This window comes from Mucilaginibacter litoreus (assembly GCF_042676805.1).
Lineage (GTDB): Bacteria > Bacteroidota > Bacteroidia > Sphingobacteriales > Sphingobacteriaceae > Mucilaginibacter > Mucilaginibacter litoreus.
On sequence record NZ_JBHTHZ010000013.1, the window covers coordinates 257,373 to 274,593 of the forward strand.

The following is a 17,221-nucleotide window of genomic DNA, read 5'->3' on the forward strand; positions in this document are numbered from 1 at the left end:
TACAGGACAGTTAAGGACAATTCTTTTTCCTATTACTATAAATTTGCTTCAACCAATTACTAACAAGCGATCCTTATGAGTGTCATTTTATGGCGGATCGCGTTATTCATCTTTTTAAAGTTTGATAATGGTTGATGCTAAATCCGTGATTGCCATTTTTGATGTGGGTAAAACCAATAAAAAGCTATTTCTTTTTGATGAGCAGTACAGGATCGTCTATGAGAAATCGGCCCGGTTCAACGAAACCCTTGACGAGGATGGAGAACCATGTGAAAACCTGGAAAGCTTGCGCCAATCGGTATTCAGCTCTATGCGGGAAGTATTGAAGTTAAAAGAGTTTGATGTAAAAGCAGTTAATTTTTCTGCTTACGGTGCAAGCTTTGTTTATCTGGATGAAAATGGAAAAGAACTTACTCCGCTTTATAACTATCTTAAACCATATCCTGATGATCTGAAAAGGAGATTGTATACTGTACACGGCAGTGAAGGGACGCTTGCCATGCAAACCGCGTCTCCGCCTTTAGGCAGCCTTAATTCGGGGCTTCAGTTGTACCGGTTAAAGCATACACAACCCCAAATTTATGATAAAGTAAAAGCGGCGTTGCATCTGCCACAATACTTAAGCTATCTGTTAACAGGTAAGCCATGTTCAGATATGACCAGCATAGGTTGCCATACGAGCCTTTGGGACTTTGAAAAGAACAGCTATCATGATTGGGTAATTGCAGAAGGCCTGACTGAAAAACTCGCGCCTATAGCAGCCTGTGATAATACAATAACCACTAATTTTGAAGGCCATAAGTTAAATGTGGGCATAGGTTTGCATGACAGCTCTGCCGCCCTCATACCTTATCTGGTGAGTTTTAACGAGCCCTTTGTTTTACTATCAACCGGTACCTGGAGTATAAGCCTTAACCCTTTCGACCAAACTCCGTTAACTGCAGCGGAATTGGAAAACGATTGCCTTAAATACATACAGTTTAAAGGCCGCCCCGTTAAGGCATCCCGTTTGTTTGCAGGTTATGAGTATGAGCAGCAAACCAGGCGCATAGCAGAGCATTTTGGGCAAAATGCGGCTAAATACAAGCATACTGAATTTAACCCGGATATTGTAGAACAATTAGAAAAGAAATATCCCACCAGGCAAGGCAGGGCCATTGGAACAATTCAATTTGCTGCCCGCGATTTAAGTGAGTTCAATAACGACATCGAGGCTTATTATCAATTGATGCGGGATATTATAACACAACAAAAGGCATCAACAAAGCTGGTTATGAAAGGTACGCCTGTTAAGCGGATTTTTGTAGATGGTGGCTTTGGTAAAAATCCTGTGTTTATGCAACTGCTTGCTTTGGCCTTTCCGGGTATGGAAGTATTTGCCGGATCAATGGCACAGGCAACAGGCATCGGCGCGGCGCTCGCTATACACCAGGCCTGGAATAACCGGCCACAACCTACCGATTTGATAGCACTTAAATACTATTCGGGCAAAAACACACATGCTTTTTAATACTGGCTGAGCAGGTATTGCTGAAAACGATACTTCAGAACTGGTTAAGACAGTAGAGGATGGTTCATCATTCGCTTAATTATATTTTAGCAATTACCAGTTATACTTACCAGTTTAAACCAAATGCAAATCATCTTCGGCATCATTTATCACTTTATCGGGGGCTTTGCTTCCGGGAGCTTTTATATTCCTTATAAAAAGGTAAAGGGCTGGGCCTGGGAAAGTTTCTGGATAGTTGGAGGTTTTTTTTCCTGGCTGATTGTGCCTCCTGTTGCAGCATGGTTAACTATACCTGATTTTACCCGGATCATAACCGCAACCGAAGGACGAATACTTTTTTTTACTTATTTATTTGGGGTGCTGTGGGGCATTGGTGGGCTAACCTATGGCTTGGGAGTAAGATACCTGGGGGTATCATTAGGCAGTACTATCATTCTTGGCCTATGTGCCGTTTTTGGTTCGCTTATACCGTCTGTTTATTATAATATCTATCCGCAGGATGGTAAAAATACTATTACCACTATGATGAGTAACCATTGGGGGCAGATGGTGCTATTAGGAATATTGGTATGTGTAATTGGGATTATATTGTGCGGTAGGGCGGGGACACTTAAGGAGCGAGATCTTGCTGGCGGGGCGCAGGCCGGGCCACAGAATAAGGAATACCGGTTCGGCCTGGGCATCACATTGGCTATTGTATCGGGCGTTTTAAGCGCATGTTTCAATTTTGGTATAGAAGCGGGCAAAAGCATGGCCGAAGTTGCAAACACGGCCTGGCAGTCTCAGCATCCCGGTCAGGGCAATTTTTTATTTTCAAATAATGTTACCTATGTAATAATTCTTTGGGGCGGCCTTACTACTAACTTTGTATGGTGCATGGTACTGAATGCCCGCAATAAAACTTTCAGTAATTACACAGACAGCAAAACGCCGCTGTTAAAAAACTATATTTTCTCTGCTTTGGCCGGCACCACCTGGTTCCTGCAATTCTTTTTTTATGGCATGGGCGAAAGTAAACTGGGTAATGGGGCAAGCTCATGGATACTGCATATGGCTTCCATTATTTTAATAGCTAACCTTTGGGGGCTTGCCTTAAAAGAGTGGAAAGGGGTAAGTAAACAAACAATAATTACACTGTTAGCGGGGATAATCACTATTATCCTATCGGTACTGCTGGTTGGGTATGGAAATTCATTAAAATCATAATATCAAGTAAATCATAATATGTCTGAAAATACAACACAGTTTAAACATGTAAGTTATTTATGGGACGAAGCCGAAGCTGCGAAACTTGCAGATGATGAGGTTGCCCTGTTAATATACCGCTCAAACCTGCTGGGTGCCGATCTGAGGCTTACCAATTATGGTGGCGGGAATACATCATGTAAAGTTATTGCCAAAGATCCGCTTAACGGGCAGGAGGTAGAGGTAATGTGGGTAAAAGGCTCGGGCGGCGACTTGGGGACCCTTAAAAAAAACGGTCTTGCCGCGCTTTATGTCGACAGGCTGCGCAGCCTGAAAAATATTTATCGAGGCGTTGAACTTGAGGACGAAATGGTAGAGCTCTTTAACCACTGCATCTTCGACCTCTCGTCAAAAGCGCCGTCTATTGATACGCCCCTGCACGGTTTCCTGCCATTTAAGCATATTGATCACCTGCATCCAGACGCAGCTATTGCTATCGCGGCAGCAAAAGATGGCAGGAAGATAACGGAAGAACTATTTGGCGGGGCCATTGGCTGGGTAGAATGGAAGAAACCAGGATTCGAATTAGGTTTACAATTAAAGGCCTGCTTAGATGCTAACCCTGGCATACGCGGTATAATGCTGGGCTCACACGGTTTATTTACCTGGGGAGATACCGCTTACGAGAGCTATATCAACACCCTTGAGGTGATAGAAAGGTGTGCCGAATACCTTGAGCAGAGTTATGGTAAAAATGGCTTTGTGTTTGGCGGACAGAAATTGGAAAGCCTTGACGCTGAAGGCCGCAAAAGGCAGGCTGCTGCATTAGCCCCTGTACTACGTGGTTTCTGCTCCTCAAAAACACGTATGGTTGGCCATTTTACCGATGATGTACGTGTATTGGAATATATCAACTCTAATGACCTTGAACGCCTGGCACCTATGGGTACCAGTTGCCCGGATCATTTTTTGCGCACTAAGATCAGCCCGCTGGTACTGGAATTAGATAAGGGTGCCGACCTGACTGATGTACAAGCGCTAAAAGCACAGCTTGCACCTGCATTTGAGGCATACCGCCAGATGTATACCGATTACTATAATAACTGCAAGCATGATAACAGCCCTGCCATACGAGATGCAAACCCGGTAGTTATTTTGTATCCGGGTGTTGGTATGTTTACTTTCGCGAAGGACAAGCAAACTGCCCGTGTTGCTGCCGAATTTTATATCAATGCAATCAACGTTATGAAAGGGGCGGAGGCTATATCATCATACACCTCACTACCACGACAGGAAGCATTTGATATTGAATATTGGCTGCTGGAAGAAGCTAAATTGCAGCGCATGCCTAAGCCCAAGATCCTTTCGGGCAGGATAGCTCTTGTAACCGGTAGCGCCGGTGGCATAGGCAAGGCTATCGCTAAAAAGTTTGTAGAAGAAGGCGCCGTTGTGATCTTGAATGATATGAATGCTGAGCGTTTAGAAGGCGCTGCAGATGAGTTTAAAAATAAGTTTGGTAAGGATGCTTACACAACTGCAGTGATGGACGTTACCAATACCAGCCAGATACAGGCGGCTTTTGATACCGCTGCCCTTGCGTTTGGTGGTGTGGATATCATTGTAAACAACGCCGGACTATCCATCTCAAAAACCATTGCCGACCATACCGGGAAAGATTGGGACCTGTTATATGATGTGCTGGTGAAAGGCCAGTTCTTTGTAACGCAGGCTGCTGTTGACATCATGAAGAAACAGGCCATTGGTGGTGATGTCATCAACATCGTAAGCAAAAATGCATTAGTAAGCGGGCCTAATAACGCTGGTTATGGCAGTGCTAAGGCAGCACAGTTACATCTTAGCCGCTTAAATGCAGCTGAATTGGGTGCCGATAAAATACGGGTGAATGTAGTTAACCCTGATGCAGTGATTAGTGACAGTAATATATGGGCCGGCGGATGGGCCGAAGGACGTGCCAAAGCTTATGGCGTTACCGTTGATGAGCTCCCTGCTTACTATGCAAAACGTACCCTGCTGAATGAAGTGATATTGCCTGAAGATATTGCCAATGCCTGCGTTGCCATTACCGGCGGCTTGCTCAATAAATCTACCGGTAACGTAATTAATGTAGATGGTGGCGTTGCTGCGGCTTTTGTTAGATAACACACTAAATTATATAAAGCAGGCGCAATGCCTGCTTTGTTAATTTGTCTAAATTAAACCAATTATGCAATTAGAGAAGCAATCGATACAGAATATAAACCAGGATGCCCTTGCCGCGCATCAGCGTAAATTTACCTATATAGCAGGCGAGGTCGCTAATGCCGAACATATAGTAAAAAAGCTGGAGGCATTTAACATAGCTATACCAAGTTGGGCACTGGGTACCGGAGGCACGCGTTTTGGCCGGTTTTCGGGCGGCGGCGAACCACGCAGCCTTGAGGAAAAGATTGAGGATGTAGGCTTGATACATGCGCTTAACCGCTCAAGTAATTCCATTTCGCTGCATATCCCCTGGGATATACCTGATAATGCTTCTTCAATCAAAACCCTGGCATCACAGTTGGGACTGCATTTTGATGCAGTAAACTCTAATACCTTTCAGGATCAGCAAAAGCAGGAACTTAGTTATAAATTTGGTTCGCTGCACCATGTAGATAAAGCCGTACGTAAACAAGCAGTTGAGCACAACATCGAAGTAATTAAATATGGTGTTGAATTAGGCTCAAACGCGCTTTCTGTATGGCTTTCTGATGGATCAAACTTTCCCGGGCAGCTTAATTTTCGTAATGCATTTAAAAATACATCGGAAAGTTTACAGGAAATCTATGATGCTCTGCCGGATGACTGGAAAATCTGGATAGAATATAAACCTTACGAACCAAATTTTTACTCTACCACCATCGGTGATTGGGGGCAGTCCTATCTTTTGGCCAGTAAATTAGGTTCAAAAGCAAGTACGCTGGTTGATCTTGGGCATCATCTGCCTAATACAAATATTGAGCAGATTGTGTCGTTATTGCTGATGGAAGGCAAACTGGCCGGGTTTCATTTCAACGACTCTAAATACGGCGACGACGACCTTACTGTTGGCAGCATCAACCCATACCAGTTATTCCTGATTTTCAACGAACTGGTTGAAGGTATGGATGCCCGGGGTTTAGACCACGCAACCGGTATCGGCTGGATGATAGACGCATCGCACAACGTAAAAGACCCGGTTGAAGATCTGCTGCAATCTGTAGAAGCCATTAAAATAGCTTATGCGCAGGCATTGCTTATCGATCAGCAGGAACTTAAATCTGCGCAGCAAAACAATGATGTTGCAAAGGGTCAGGAGATATTACAAAACGCTTACCGTACTGATGTTCGCCCGTTATTGGCAGAGGCGCGTTTAAGAGCAGATGGAGCTCTTGATCCGATAGGTGCATTTCGTAAACTAAAGGTTCGTGATCAGTTGATCGGAGCAAGAGGATCAAAATCGGTTGCAACCGGTTTATAATAATTAAATAGTAGGCAATCAATCAAAAAACTAAAATTGCTGTATAGTACTTAAGGCGCTGTAATAGAAGGTGAAATTTTAACACAGCAACTGCATTATTGCAGCGCACTTATAATTAAGTACTAAATTATGCCGGGATCTAAAGTGCCGATATATACAGCGTTTTTCGCTAACCTGACTATTGCAGCCACAAAGCTTACTGCTGCTACCATTACGGGTAGCTCGGCAATGATGTCTGAAGGGGTGCATTCACTTGTAGATACCAGCAATGAGATACTTTTACTGCTTGGTTTAAACAAAAGTAAAAAACCGGCAGACGAAAACCGGCCATTTGGATATGGTAAGGAATTATATTTCTGGGCTTTCGTTGTATCATTGCTTTTTTTTGCATTAGGTGGTGGAGTTTCTATATATGAGGGTATAATGCATTTGCAAAAACCGGAAGAAATAACCCGCCCTTTATGGAACTATATTGTACTGGGGATTGCTTTTATTTTTGATGGTATATCATTAATAACCGCCATGCGGGAGTTTAACCGCCAGCGTGGCGATATCCCTTTCTGGCAGGCCGTCCGAAAAAGTAAAGACCCCACAACTTTTGTAGTGCTTTTTGAAGATGCTGCCGACGTAACCGGAATACTCATTGCTTTTACAGGGATATTACTAAGCCAGTTGTTTAAAAACCCTTATATTGATGGTATTGCTTCCATACTGATCGGTTTACTGCTTACTGCCGTAGCTATTTTCCTTGTGCGCGAAAGCCGTAGCCTGCTCATGGGCGAAAGCGCATCTCGAAAGGAATTGGATAAGATTTGCAGCTTGCTTGAAGGTGACCAGTTTGTACAATCGGTAATCGCTCAGCAATCTATGTACCTGGCACCTGAAGAGGTATTCCTGTTGCTGAAAGTCAGGTTTGAAAACGATATCCCGAGCCAGGAATTACCGGGGATAGTAGAAGGCCTGCGTCGGGCCGTACAAAGCAAGTACCCGCAGTACCGGCATCTGTTTATTGAGCCTGTATAAATTATCTCAACTCTTTTTTAATTAATTAAAACCTACCTTTTTATTGATAGTTAATATCTAAACTGCTATGGCTGTTATATATTACAATGGCCGTATAAACAACTATCAATCATGAAACAAGTCAGCGACTTTATTATCGAAAGAATCCACTCATGGGGGATTAAGCGCATATTCGGGTATCCGGGCGACGGCATTAACGGCCTGATGGGTGCGCTTGACCGGGCAAAACATAAGGTGGATTTCATACAGGTACGGCACGAAGAGATGGCCGCATTTATGGCTTGCGCCCATGCTAAGTTTACTGGCGAGGTAGGTGTTTGTATGGCAACCTCAGGTCCTGGTGCCATTCACCTGCTTAACGGCCTTTATGATGCAAAGCTGGATCATCAGCCGGTTATTGCTATTGTAGGGCAGCAGGCACGTATGTCATTGGGCGCAAATTATCAGCAGGAAGTAGATTTGCTTTCGCTGTTCAAAGATGTTGCAAGCGAGTTTGTACACATGGCAACAGAGCCGGCGCAGGTACGTCAATTGATAGACCGCGCTATCAGGATAGCAAAGGCGCAGCGCACAGTAACGTGTGTAATTGTGCCGAATGACCTGCAGGAACTGGAAGCAGTGGAAGCGCCGCCAAAAAAACACGGAAGCTCATTTACAGGTACAGGGCATTCGATAGAAAAACCCGTACCGCCCTTAAGTGAACTGCAAAAAGCCGCAGCCTTGCTTAATAACGGAAAGAAAGTAGCCATGCTGATAGGGGCAGGGGCTTTAGGCGCTGCCGAAGAAGTAAAACAGATAGCAGAGTTGCTGGGGGCGGGTGTAGCCAAGGCATTGCTGGGGCGTGCCGCCCTGCCGGATGACCTGCCCTATGTTACAGGGTCCATTGGTCTATTGGGGACAAAACCCAGCTGGGACATGATGATGGAATGTGATACGCTGTTTATGATAGGCAGCAGTTTTCCTTATGCTGAATTTTTACCGGACGAAGGGCAGGCCAGAGGCATACAGATAGATATCGATAGCCGGATGGTAAGTCTTCGGTACCCGATGGATGTAAATTTGATTGGAGATAGTAAGGAAACACTTAAAGCACTTATACCGCTGATTGAACCAAAAGAGGACAGGGCATGGCGAGAAAAGATAGAGGATGGTATTAAAGAGTGGTGGAAGGTAATTGAAGCAAAAGCTATGAATGAAGCAAAGCCTGTCAATCCGCAGCGTGTTTTCTGGGAGCTATCGCCCCGTTTGCCAGATAACTGCATTTTAGCAGCCGACTCGGGCTCTGCCGCTAACTGGTTTGCCCGCGATCTGAAGATAAGAGAGGGCATGAAGGCTTCGCTTTCCGGTACTTTAGCCACCATGTGCCCGGGTGTGCCTTATGTTATCGCGGCCAAGTTCGCTTATCCTGATCGTGTGCCTATTGCCTTAGTGGGTGATGGGGCCATGCAAATGCTTGGCATCAACGGGCTGATTACAATTTCTAAATATTGGAAGGAATGGTCGGACCCAAGGCTTGTTATACTTGTGCTTAACAACGGCGATCTTAATATGGTAACCTGGGAACAGCGCATCATGACGGGAAACCCTAAGTTCTCCGGCTCGCAAAACCTGCCCGATTTTCCTTATGCCAGATATGCAGAGATGCTGGGCTTAAAAGGAATTAAGGTAGATAAACCTGAAGAGCTGGGCGCTGCATGGGACGAAGTACTATCAGCAGACCGCCCTGCTGTGCTGGAAGTGGTGGTGGACCCTGATGTGCCCACCATACCACCTCACATTACTTTTGACCAAATGGTAAAATATACTAAAACCTTATTTAAAGTAGACCCTAATGAGGGAGGGATCATCACCCAAACTTTTAAAGATATAATAGAACAGGTACTTCCGCATAAAGATTGATAGGATGATATATTTTAAACAACGCCTGTGATTATTAATTACAGGCGTTGTTTTTTATAGCTTTTTTCCGTACAAATAAGCTTTGTTCCCGGTTTAATGATATGTATCCTGATAAGGCGCCTAAAAGATATCACCAAAACATAGTTATACAAATAAATACCCAATAAATAGATTTTGTAGGTCGTTCTTTGAGATAGCTTTTCTCGCCCCGAGTGGCTTAAAAAGCTTTTAAAGTGCAGATATTAGAATTGCGTTGGATTTATTAAACCAAAGTTGTATTTAATTGTTTATGCAATATAAATATTAATTAAGTTGATTAAAATAATTATAATTTAATTGCGTAAACAATATATGAGAAAATGTAGCTATTGGATGATGGTACTGGGAGTAGTAACTATCATTGCAGGTTGTTTAATATTTCGTAACCTTAACCATGTGAATGCCGTCGACTCGCATAACTGGACGATCAACGTTAATGGCATACTGTCATTCCCATGGTTAACTTATAGCGGTTTTATAATTCTTATGGTTGGCATTTGTTTTTACATTGGAACAATGGGGCAACGTAATATGTACAGCGGAAAGCCATATTAAATTATTGAATTTTGCTGTTATGGGGGGTGTTCGGAGATGTAAAACACAAAACAGATAAAGTGTCACATCATCACTTTTTTTTGCAATTTCGCTGGCATGAAAGAAAGCCGGACAGGTTGTGACTTAAAAAGCTGTTACCTGTGTACACATTGTGTTGAGCATTGGATACCAGCTATAGCTGCAAACAAAAAAAATTACTTTGTTAAAAGAAGCCAGCAAATCTTCAGTGAGGGTGATGCAGTTACCGGGTTATATTTTATTTTTTCTGGTATAGTTAAAGTTCATAAGCGTTGGGATGACGATAAAGAGATTATTATAAGGTTTGCCAAAGCCGGAGATATTTTGGGTCACCTGGGCTTAGGTAACGAACCGGTTTATCCTGTTTCAGCCACTGCGATAGAGCCGGCTTTAGTTTGTTTTATAGATCTTGCTTTTTTTGAATCATCATTAAAAGTTAACTCTCAGCTTACTTACTCATTAATGAAATTTTTTGCTAATGAGCTTCAAGAGTCCGAAAAGCGCATGCGCAACCTGGTTCACATGCCTGTTAAAGCACGAATTGCATTATCTTTACTCAACCTAAAAAAACAATTTGGGCTAACTGAAAAGGGAGCTATAAATGTTGAACTTACCCGCCAAGATTTGGCATCTTTTGCGGCAGTAGCTTACGAAACGCTGTTTAAGGTAACCAATGATTTCATTCAAAGTAACCTGGTAGCTGTAAAAGGCAAAAGTATAACTATTCTGAATGATACCCTTTTAAACCATATTGCGATGGAGACTGCGGTTAATATCTAACGGCATTGCTTATCCTTAAAGTTAACTTAACATAGGCAGGCTATCTTTGCGCTATTGAAGTTTACGCGCAAATGTCAGATTGGAATTTACTGCAACAGATCAGAGCGGACGACCATACATCATTTGATTTGCTTTTTGACCGTTATTGGGAGCGCTTGTACAGGGTTGCGTTTGCACGTGTAGATGATGATTCTGTTGCTCAGGACATTGTACAGGAGCTTTTCATAAAGCTTTGGGAACGTCGGCATACCATCAGTATACAGGTGTCGCTTGAGAATTATCTGCTCAGCGCCGTACGGTTCGGCGTAATCAATCATTTCCGTTCAAAACAAATAAATAATGTAAGGCTTGATGATGCCTTGCAGCGCGTTCACCTGCTGGAAACATCTATCAATGAAAACAGCGGCTACTTTGAATTAGAGCGAACGCTTGAAGAAGCACTTAGTAAGATGCCCCACATGCTTCAAAAAGTGTATCAGCTGCGTAGTGATAATAAGCCGGTTAAAGAAATAGCCGGCGAGTTGGGCGTTGCAGAACAAACCGTAAAAAACTATATATCCGAGGTGTTGCGCCGCCTGCGCCTGGCAATCATCGAAAAACACCCAGAAAAACAAGTTACCTATCTTGTGGTCCTTTTTGCCCTCCTTAATAAATAATTAACACAAGCTTAATTGTAATTAAAAGTACCTGCAGGGCTTTTCAACGACATAGTATTGAAAACCCAGTGAATGGATATTAAAAGATTTAAAAGCAAACTGGAGCGGTATCTGAAAGGGAAAGCTAATGAAACCGAAAGTGCTATTGTTGAAGCATGGTACAAATCATACCAGACCGAGGAAGCGAGAGAGATTAATAATGTGGATAAGGCCGCGATAAAGCAGGCTATTCGTTATAATATCAATAGCGCTGTTAAACCTCCGGTCAAATTATGGGGTAAAAGTTTCTATCGTATGGCTGCAGGTCTGTTGCTTTTTTCCGGAGCAGCGCTTTTTTATTTCTGGGATCATCAAAAAAATATTACAACCATAACATACACCACGCTGCAAACCAAAGCAGGTGAAGTAAAACAAATTGTACTGCCCGATAGCTCTTTGATGTGGGTGAATTCCCTGAGCCGGGTTCGTATACCTTCTGCTTTTAACGGCACTATTCGTAACATATTGCTTGACGAAGGTGAAGCCTTTTTTGAAGTAAAGCACAATAAGTTGAAGCCGTTCAGAATCACTACAAGCTCATTACAGGTGCAGGTGCTGGGTACTTCATTCAATATAAATGCATATAAAAATCTTAAGCACACCCGTGTCGCTGTTGCCACCGGGAAAGTGGCAGTAAGCAGTGAGGGTAAAAGGTTAACCTTTCTTATCCCCGGGCAGGAGTTAGTGTTTGACAATCAGGCAAAAACATATAAGCAAAACATAATAGACGTGAATCAGGGCCGGAACTGGAAAAACGGCGACACCTACCTTAAACAAGCTTCTTTTAACGAACTATCGGTTGTGGTTAAAAATCTTTATGGTATAAATCTTAAGCCGGCTAATCAAGCTGTCGAAAAATTTCAGTTTACCCTGCGCCTTCAGCGCGGCTTGCAGGCCGCAGAAGCTTTGAAGGTGATTGGCGTTATACACAACTCACATTTCAGAAAGGAGGGAAACAACGTAATTCTATACTAAAAAGTAAACCGGCTGCCGTTGCAGCGGCAACCGGTTAAAGATTATAGCAAACTCAGTTTTGGAACATTCGGTTTGCCCAGCTTAGCAACTATTAATTATTACAAAGCCCATTCAAAAATATGATTTTTTATACACAGTTATGGAGGCAGTTTATGCGTGTCACATTTCTACTATTTTCCATATTAATAACCGGCCTGATATCTGTGCAGGCAACTGACTTAAATGCTCAGGGCATGCGTAGCCGCATCGATATCAACTTTGAACATGAAACATTATCTTCTGTAGTTAGAAAACTTGAGAAAAAAACAAACCTGACTTTTGCATACGATGAACGTTATCTGAAACTTGGCGAAAAAGTGGTTAAACCCGTCAGCTTTAAAGACCAAACGGTTGAAGCGATCTTGACAGGAATACTTGCCAACCAGGAAATCGGCTTTAAAGAGCAAGGTGGAAACGTATTGCTTTTCAGACAAATATCCGGCAAAGTAACAGGTAAGGTAACTGATGAAAAAGGTGAACCATTACCCGGGGCGACAGTACGCGTAGCGGGCACAACCCTTGGCGCTACTACTGATGCTAATGGTAATTACACCATAACCCTACCAGAAGGCGACTATAAACTTTCGGTAACCTTTATCGGTTTCAGGCAGGCGGACGTGGCCATCACTGTCACCGGGAATGAGACAACCGTGTCTAACGTCAGCATGCAGCCCAGCGGTATGCTGCAGGAAGTAACGGTAAGTTATGGCAAGCAAAAGGCCAGGGAGGTTACGGGCTCAATCGTTCAACTGGATGCAAAGCAACTGGACGACATGCCCGTTAACCAGTTTGCCCAGCAGCTGCAAGGGAAAGTTGCAGGTGTGCATATCGCACAAAGCAGCGGGCAGCCTGGCAGGGGTGTCGAGTTCAGGATACGTGGTGCTGCATCATTTTATGCCAGCAACCAGCCGCTTTTTGTAATTGATGGGATACCCGTTACAGGTAGTATCAATAACATCAACCCATCTGAAATTGAAAGCTACAGCGTTTTAAAAGACGCTTCGGCAACGGCCCTTTACGGCTCAAGGGCGGCAAACGGTGTCATATTGATAACCACAAAGCATGCTAAACCGGGTGATAGCCAAATTGAATTTAACTCTAACTATGGTTTACAGAAAATTCCTGGCGAGCGTGTACCTAAAATGATGGATGCGCGCGGCTTTGCCCAGTATATGAAAGAGAAATTTGAGGATGCCCGCAAATACGAAACCGGCTATACCACACCTACGCCTGTTGAATATCAAAACCCTGAACAGTATGGCGAAGGTACTAACTGGTACAAACTACTTACCCGCACAGCGCCCATACAAAACTATGACCTGACAGTAAAATCAGCACGTCAAAATTCATCATCAACTGTAATTTTTGGTTACCAGGAACAACAGGGCGTTTTAATCAATACGGGTACAAAATTATACTCCTTAAGGATTAACCAGGACCTTAGTTTGCTTAACAATCGCTTGAAAGTAGGTTTTAACATAGCACCAAGCTATCGCCTTGATCATAACAATCGCTTGGGTACTGATGGTGTAGGTGGCTTGTTCGAGCGTGTTTTTGAAGCAAGCCCGTTAAAATCGCCTTATAACGAAGATGGAAGTTACAACCGCGATACTTACTCGCCGGGTATGGTTGCTTATATCAACCCATTGGCGCAGTTTAATCTCACACAGGACGACTACAAAACTACCCGCATATTAGGTAATGCTTTCTTAAATTACGAGTTTATACGGGGGTTTACATTAAAAACCAATATTGCTGTTGATAAGGGAAACGAGAGCCGGAAGTATTATCAGTCGGGAGTGGTTGCGTCAACCGTTGGCCAGGCAACAGGTATTGCTACTTCAAACGACAATGGATCTTATACCGCAGAAGCCAACCTTGTTTATAACAAAACTATTGCTAACAACCATAACCTGGAAGTTCTGGCAGGTTATTCCGCGCAAAAATACAGCGGTTATAACAGTACGCTTACTGGTTTGGGCTTTCCGGACGATAACATCCCTTACCTGTCTGCAGCTACCAGTTTATCTGCAGGTAGCAGTACCTACGGCGCTTACTCTCTGCTATCGAGCATTGCACGTGTAAATTATAATTATAAAGGAAAATACTTGTTACAAGGCGCTGTTCGCCGTGATGGATCTTCGCGTTTTGGCGCTAACCAAAAATATGGTACGTTCCCATCAGTATCTGCAGGTTGGGTTGTGAGCGATGAAGGCTTTATGCAGAATTTAAAAGCGGTGGACTTATTTAAAATCCGCGCGAGCTATGGTATTACAGGTAATAACTTTTTTGGGAATTACGAAGCACAGGCAACGTTAGGCAAGTATTATTATGCCGGCGAGGATGGTTCAGTAGCCGGCCAAACCATCAACAGGTTGCAAAATGCCAACCTGCGCTGGGAGCGTAACAAACAGTTCGATATCGGTTTAGACCTTTCCTTGCTTAATAGCCGTTTAAATATTACTTATGACTATTATCACAAGGTATCTGACGGCCTGATCATGAACAGACCGATCCCTAAAGCATCGGGCTTTACAAGCATACTTGATAACGTAGGTGTGGTTGAGTTATGGGGACACGAAGTATCTGTAAGCAGTACAAACTTAACCGGTAAGCTTAAATGGAATACTAATTTTAATATCTCTTTCGACAGGAACATTATCAAAGATCTGGTTGACCCGGGCTTTATACGCAGGAATAATACGGTTTCGTCCGATTATTTCCGTCAGCAGGAAGGCCATCATTTGGGCGAATTCTATGGTTTTGTTTTCCAGGGATTGTATAAAGACGCGGCCGATCTGGCTAATTCGGCCAAATATGGAACCGCATCAGACATTGGCACCATAAAGGTTAAGGACATTAATGGCGATGGTGTAATTGATGACGTTAACGACCGTACATTCATTGGCGACCCAACCCCAACCTTTACAGGTGGCCTTACCAACAACTTTTCTTACGGCAATTTTGATCTGAATATCCACATGGCTTATTCTGTTGGCGGGCAGATCTTAAATGCCGCTAAATGGGCTTACCAAAGCAATCTTGATGGCTCAAGGGTAATGCTTGCGGCAGCGGCCGACAGATGGAGATCTGAAGAAAACCCAGGCTCGGGCGTTTATCCGCGTACTAAAACAGGTACAACTGCTATGGGCCGCCAGGTAAACTCACAATGGCTGGAAGATGGTTCATATCTTACCATAAAAAATATCTCGCTGGGTTACCGCTTCAATCTTAAAAACTCATTAATGAAAACCCTTAGGGTGTATGGTTCTGTACAACAAGCCTTTGTAATAACCGGTTATTCGGGGCTGAACCCTGAGATCAATTTTGCCGGCCAGGACCCAACCCTTGGCATCGGGGTAGATGAGAATGCTTACCCTATTCCAAGAACCTTCTCCATGGGCCTGTCTGCAACTTTTAAATAGTGGATATTAATTAGTTAAATACATGAAAAAGATATATATAATACTTGCTGTGCTGGCCATTTCGGTATCATCATGCAAAAAAGACTTTATTGACCTGGTGCCCGAGGATTCGTACACAGGCGAATCATTTTTTAAAACCGCAGACCAGTTTAAACAGGCGGTTGTGGCAGCTTACGCACCCTTGAGGGATGTATTGCTGAATGATTATTTTACCTCAGAAATGCATTCCGATAACTCTATTTATCAGCCTTATCCAAGTAACCGTGGTACAGCCTACATTTACCGCGAAAACATTTCTGACTTTACAAATACCTCAACCAATGATTATGCTAACGCTGTTTGGCAGCATTGCTATACCGGTATTTCCCGTACAAATATTGTAATTGAGCGCTTAACCGCCTCAACGCTGGATGAAGCGACCAAAGCGCCTATGGATGGCGAAGCTAAATTTTTGAGGGCGTGGTATTATTTTAAATTGGTGAGATTATATGGCGGCTTGCCATTATTTCTGAAAGAGGTTAAAACAGCCGATGAGGCTTTCAAAACCCGTTCGTCTGTAGATGAAGTTTATAACCAGATCATCGCCGACGCAAAAGATGCGATAAATGAGTTGGCGCCTCCGGCTAAGTTTCCGCAATCAGGGGCAGCAACTAAGGGCTCGGCAACTATGTTATTGGCAGAAGTTTATGCTACCCAGAAAAAATGGAGCGAAGCTGAAACACTGCTAAATACATTGCCTGCTATGGGTTATGGTTTAAATGCCAATTATGCCGATGCCTTTTCGCCTAACAATAAAAACAGTAAGGAATCATTATTTGAAGTACAGTATCTTGCGGGTACAGGTTTAGGCACAACCCCTAATGTGCTAACATTTCATTTTTTGCCACGTAGTACAAACACCAGCATTGTGCTGGGTATAAATATAAATAACAGCTCAACCGGGGGGTGGAACACGCCCAGCGAGGACCTTATTAGCAGTTATGAGCCTGGTGATAAGCGCCTTGACGCTTCCATTGGTATTGTTGAAGGTACTTATAATGCCAGTAACCTGTTTGTATATTCGGCTAATAAAAGCATTATCAACTATACGCCGGCAACTGGTAAAACAGGCGTGCCATATATCAAAAAGTATGTGCATGCACCATTAACCGCTACTACCGGCTCAAATGATAATTTCCCTATTTACCGTTACTCCGATGCTTTGCTTTTACTTGCCGAAGCGCAGAACGAACAAGGCAAATCGCCGCTTACGGCTTTAAACACAGTACGTACAAGAGCCAGCCTGCCAGATGTAACCAGCGGTGACCAGGCAACTCTGAAAAATATTATTGCGCATGAGCGCCGTGTGGAACTGGCGTTTGAGAACCATCGCTGGCATGACCTTGTAAGAACAGGAAAAGCCATTGAAACGGTTAACGCTTTTGGCGTCAGGCTAAAGTCACAGGTTAACTATTTATCTCCTGATGCATATCAGCTTAACGAAAATAAACTGCTTTTCCCGATACCACAGTATGAAGTTGAACTGAACCCCGCAGGTATGATACAAAACCCTGGCTATTAACAATATCATAACTCTGGC

General features: G+C 43.4%; 12 protein-coding genes. All 12 read left to right on the top strand.

All coding sequences use genetic code 11. The features are described from left to right. The first annotated feature begins 127 nt into the window (after positions 1-127). The 12 genes from ACFQZX_RS14530 (at position 128) to ACFQZX_RS14585 (ending at position 17,203) form a co-directional block, all read left to right on the top strand. Positions 128-1,510: an FGGY-family carbohydrate kinase gene (locus ACFQZX_RS14530; protein WP_377116644.1), complete on the top strand. Its 1,383-nt coding sequence runs from the start codon at positions 128-130 to the stop codon at positions 1,508-1,510. Positions 1,511-1,633: 123 nt separating this feature from the next. Beyond that, on the top strand, positions 1,634-2,716 hold the full coding sequence (rhaT, locus tag ACFQZX_RS14535; RefSeq protein ID WP_377116646.1) for an L-rhamnose/proton symporter RhaT: 1,083 nt from the start codon (positions 1,634-1,636) through the stop codon (positions 2,714-2,716). Positions 2,717-2,734: 18 nt separating this feature from the next. Next, a complete protein-coding gene (locus tag ACFQZX_RS14540) occupies positions 2,735-4,855 on the top strand; it encodes a bifunctional aldolase/short-chain dehydrogenase (protein WP_377116648.1) in 2,121 nt (706 codons plus the stop codon). Positions 4,856-4,919: 64 nt separating this feature from the next. After that, on the top strand, positions 4,920-6,194 hold the full coding sequence (locus tag ACFQZX_RS14545) for a sugar isomerase (RefSeq protein ID WP_377116650.1): 1,275 nt from the start codon (positions 4,920-4,922) through the stop codon (positions 6,192-6,194). A gap of 129 nt (positions 6,195-6,323) precedes the next feature. Continuing rightward, positions 6,324-7,217, top strand: coding sequence for a cation diffusion facilitator family transporter (locus ACFQZX_RS14550; RefSeq protein ID WP_377116652.1), 894 nt, complete (start codon positions 6,324-6,326; stop codon positions 7,215-7,217). A gap of 111 nt (positions 7,218-7,328) precedes the next feature. Then, positions 7,329-9,116 (top strand): thiamine pyrophosphate-requiring protein, encoded by a 1,788-nt coding sequence (locus ACFQZX_RS14555; RefSeq protein WP_377116654.1) that lies wholly within the window; start codon positions 7,329-7,331, stop codon positions 9,114-9,116. Between the two features lie 351 nt (positions 9,117-9,467). After that, positions 9,468-9,710: a hypothetical protein gene (locus tag ACFQZX_RS14560; RefSeq protein WP_377116656.1), complete on the top strand. Its 243-nt coding sequence runs from the start codon at positions 9,468-9,470 to the stop codon at positions 9,708-9,710. A 96-nt stretch (positions 9,711-9,806) separates the two neighbouring features. Beyond that, positions 9,807-10,508, top strand: a complete 702-nt coding sequence (locus tag ACFQZX_RS14565) for a Crp/Fnr family transcriptional regulator (RefSeq protein ID WP_377116658.1) — start codon at positions 9,807-9,809, stop codon at positions 10,506-10,508. A 71-nt stretch (positions 10,509-10,579) separates the two neighbouring features. Then, complete coding sequence (locus ACFQZX_RS14570) at positions 10,580-11,164, top strand: RNA polymerase sigma factor (RefSeq protein ID WP_377116660.1); 585 nt, start codon at positions 10,580-10,582, stop codon at positions 11,162-11,164. A gap of 72 nt (positions 11,165-11,236) precedes the next feature. Then, positions 11,237-12,178, top strand: coding sequence for a FecR family protein (locus ACFQZX_RS14575; protein WP_377116662.1), 942 nt, complete (start codon positions 11,237-11,239; stop codon positions 12,176-12,178). A 119-nt stretch (positions 12,179-12,297) separates the two neighbouring features. Continuing rightward, positions 12,298-15,642, top strand: coding sequence for a SusC/RagA family TonB-linked outer membrane protein (locus tag ACFQZX_RS14580; RefSeq protein ID WP_377116665.1), 3,345 nt, complete (start codon positions 12,298-12,300; stop codon positions 15,640-15,642). Between the two features lie 22 nt (positions 15,643-15,664). Then, positions 15,665-17,203 carry a RagB/SusD family nutrient uptake outer membrane protein gene (locus ACFQZX_RS14585; protein ID WP_377116667.1) on the top strand — a complete coding sequence of 513 codons (1,539 nt, stop codon included), beginning with the start codon at positions 15,665-15,667 and terminating at the stop codon, positions 17,201-17,203. Positions 17,204-17,221 lie beyond the last annotated feature (18 nt).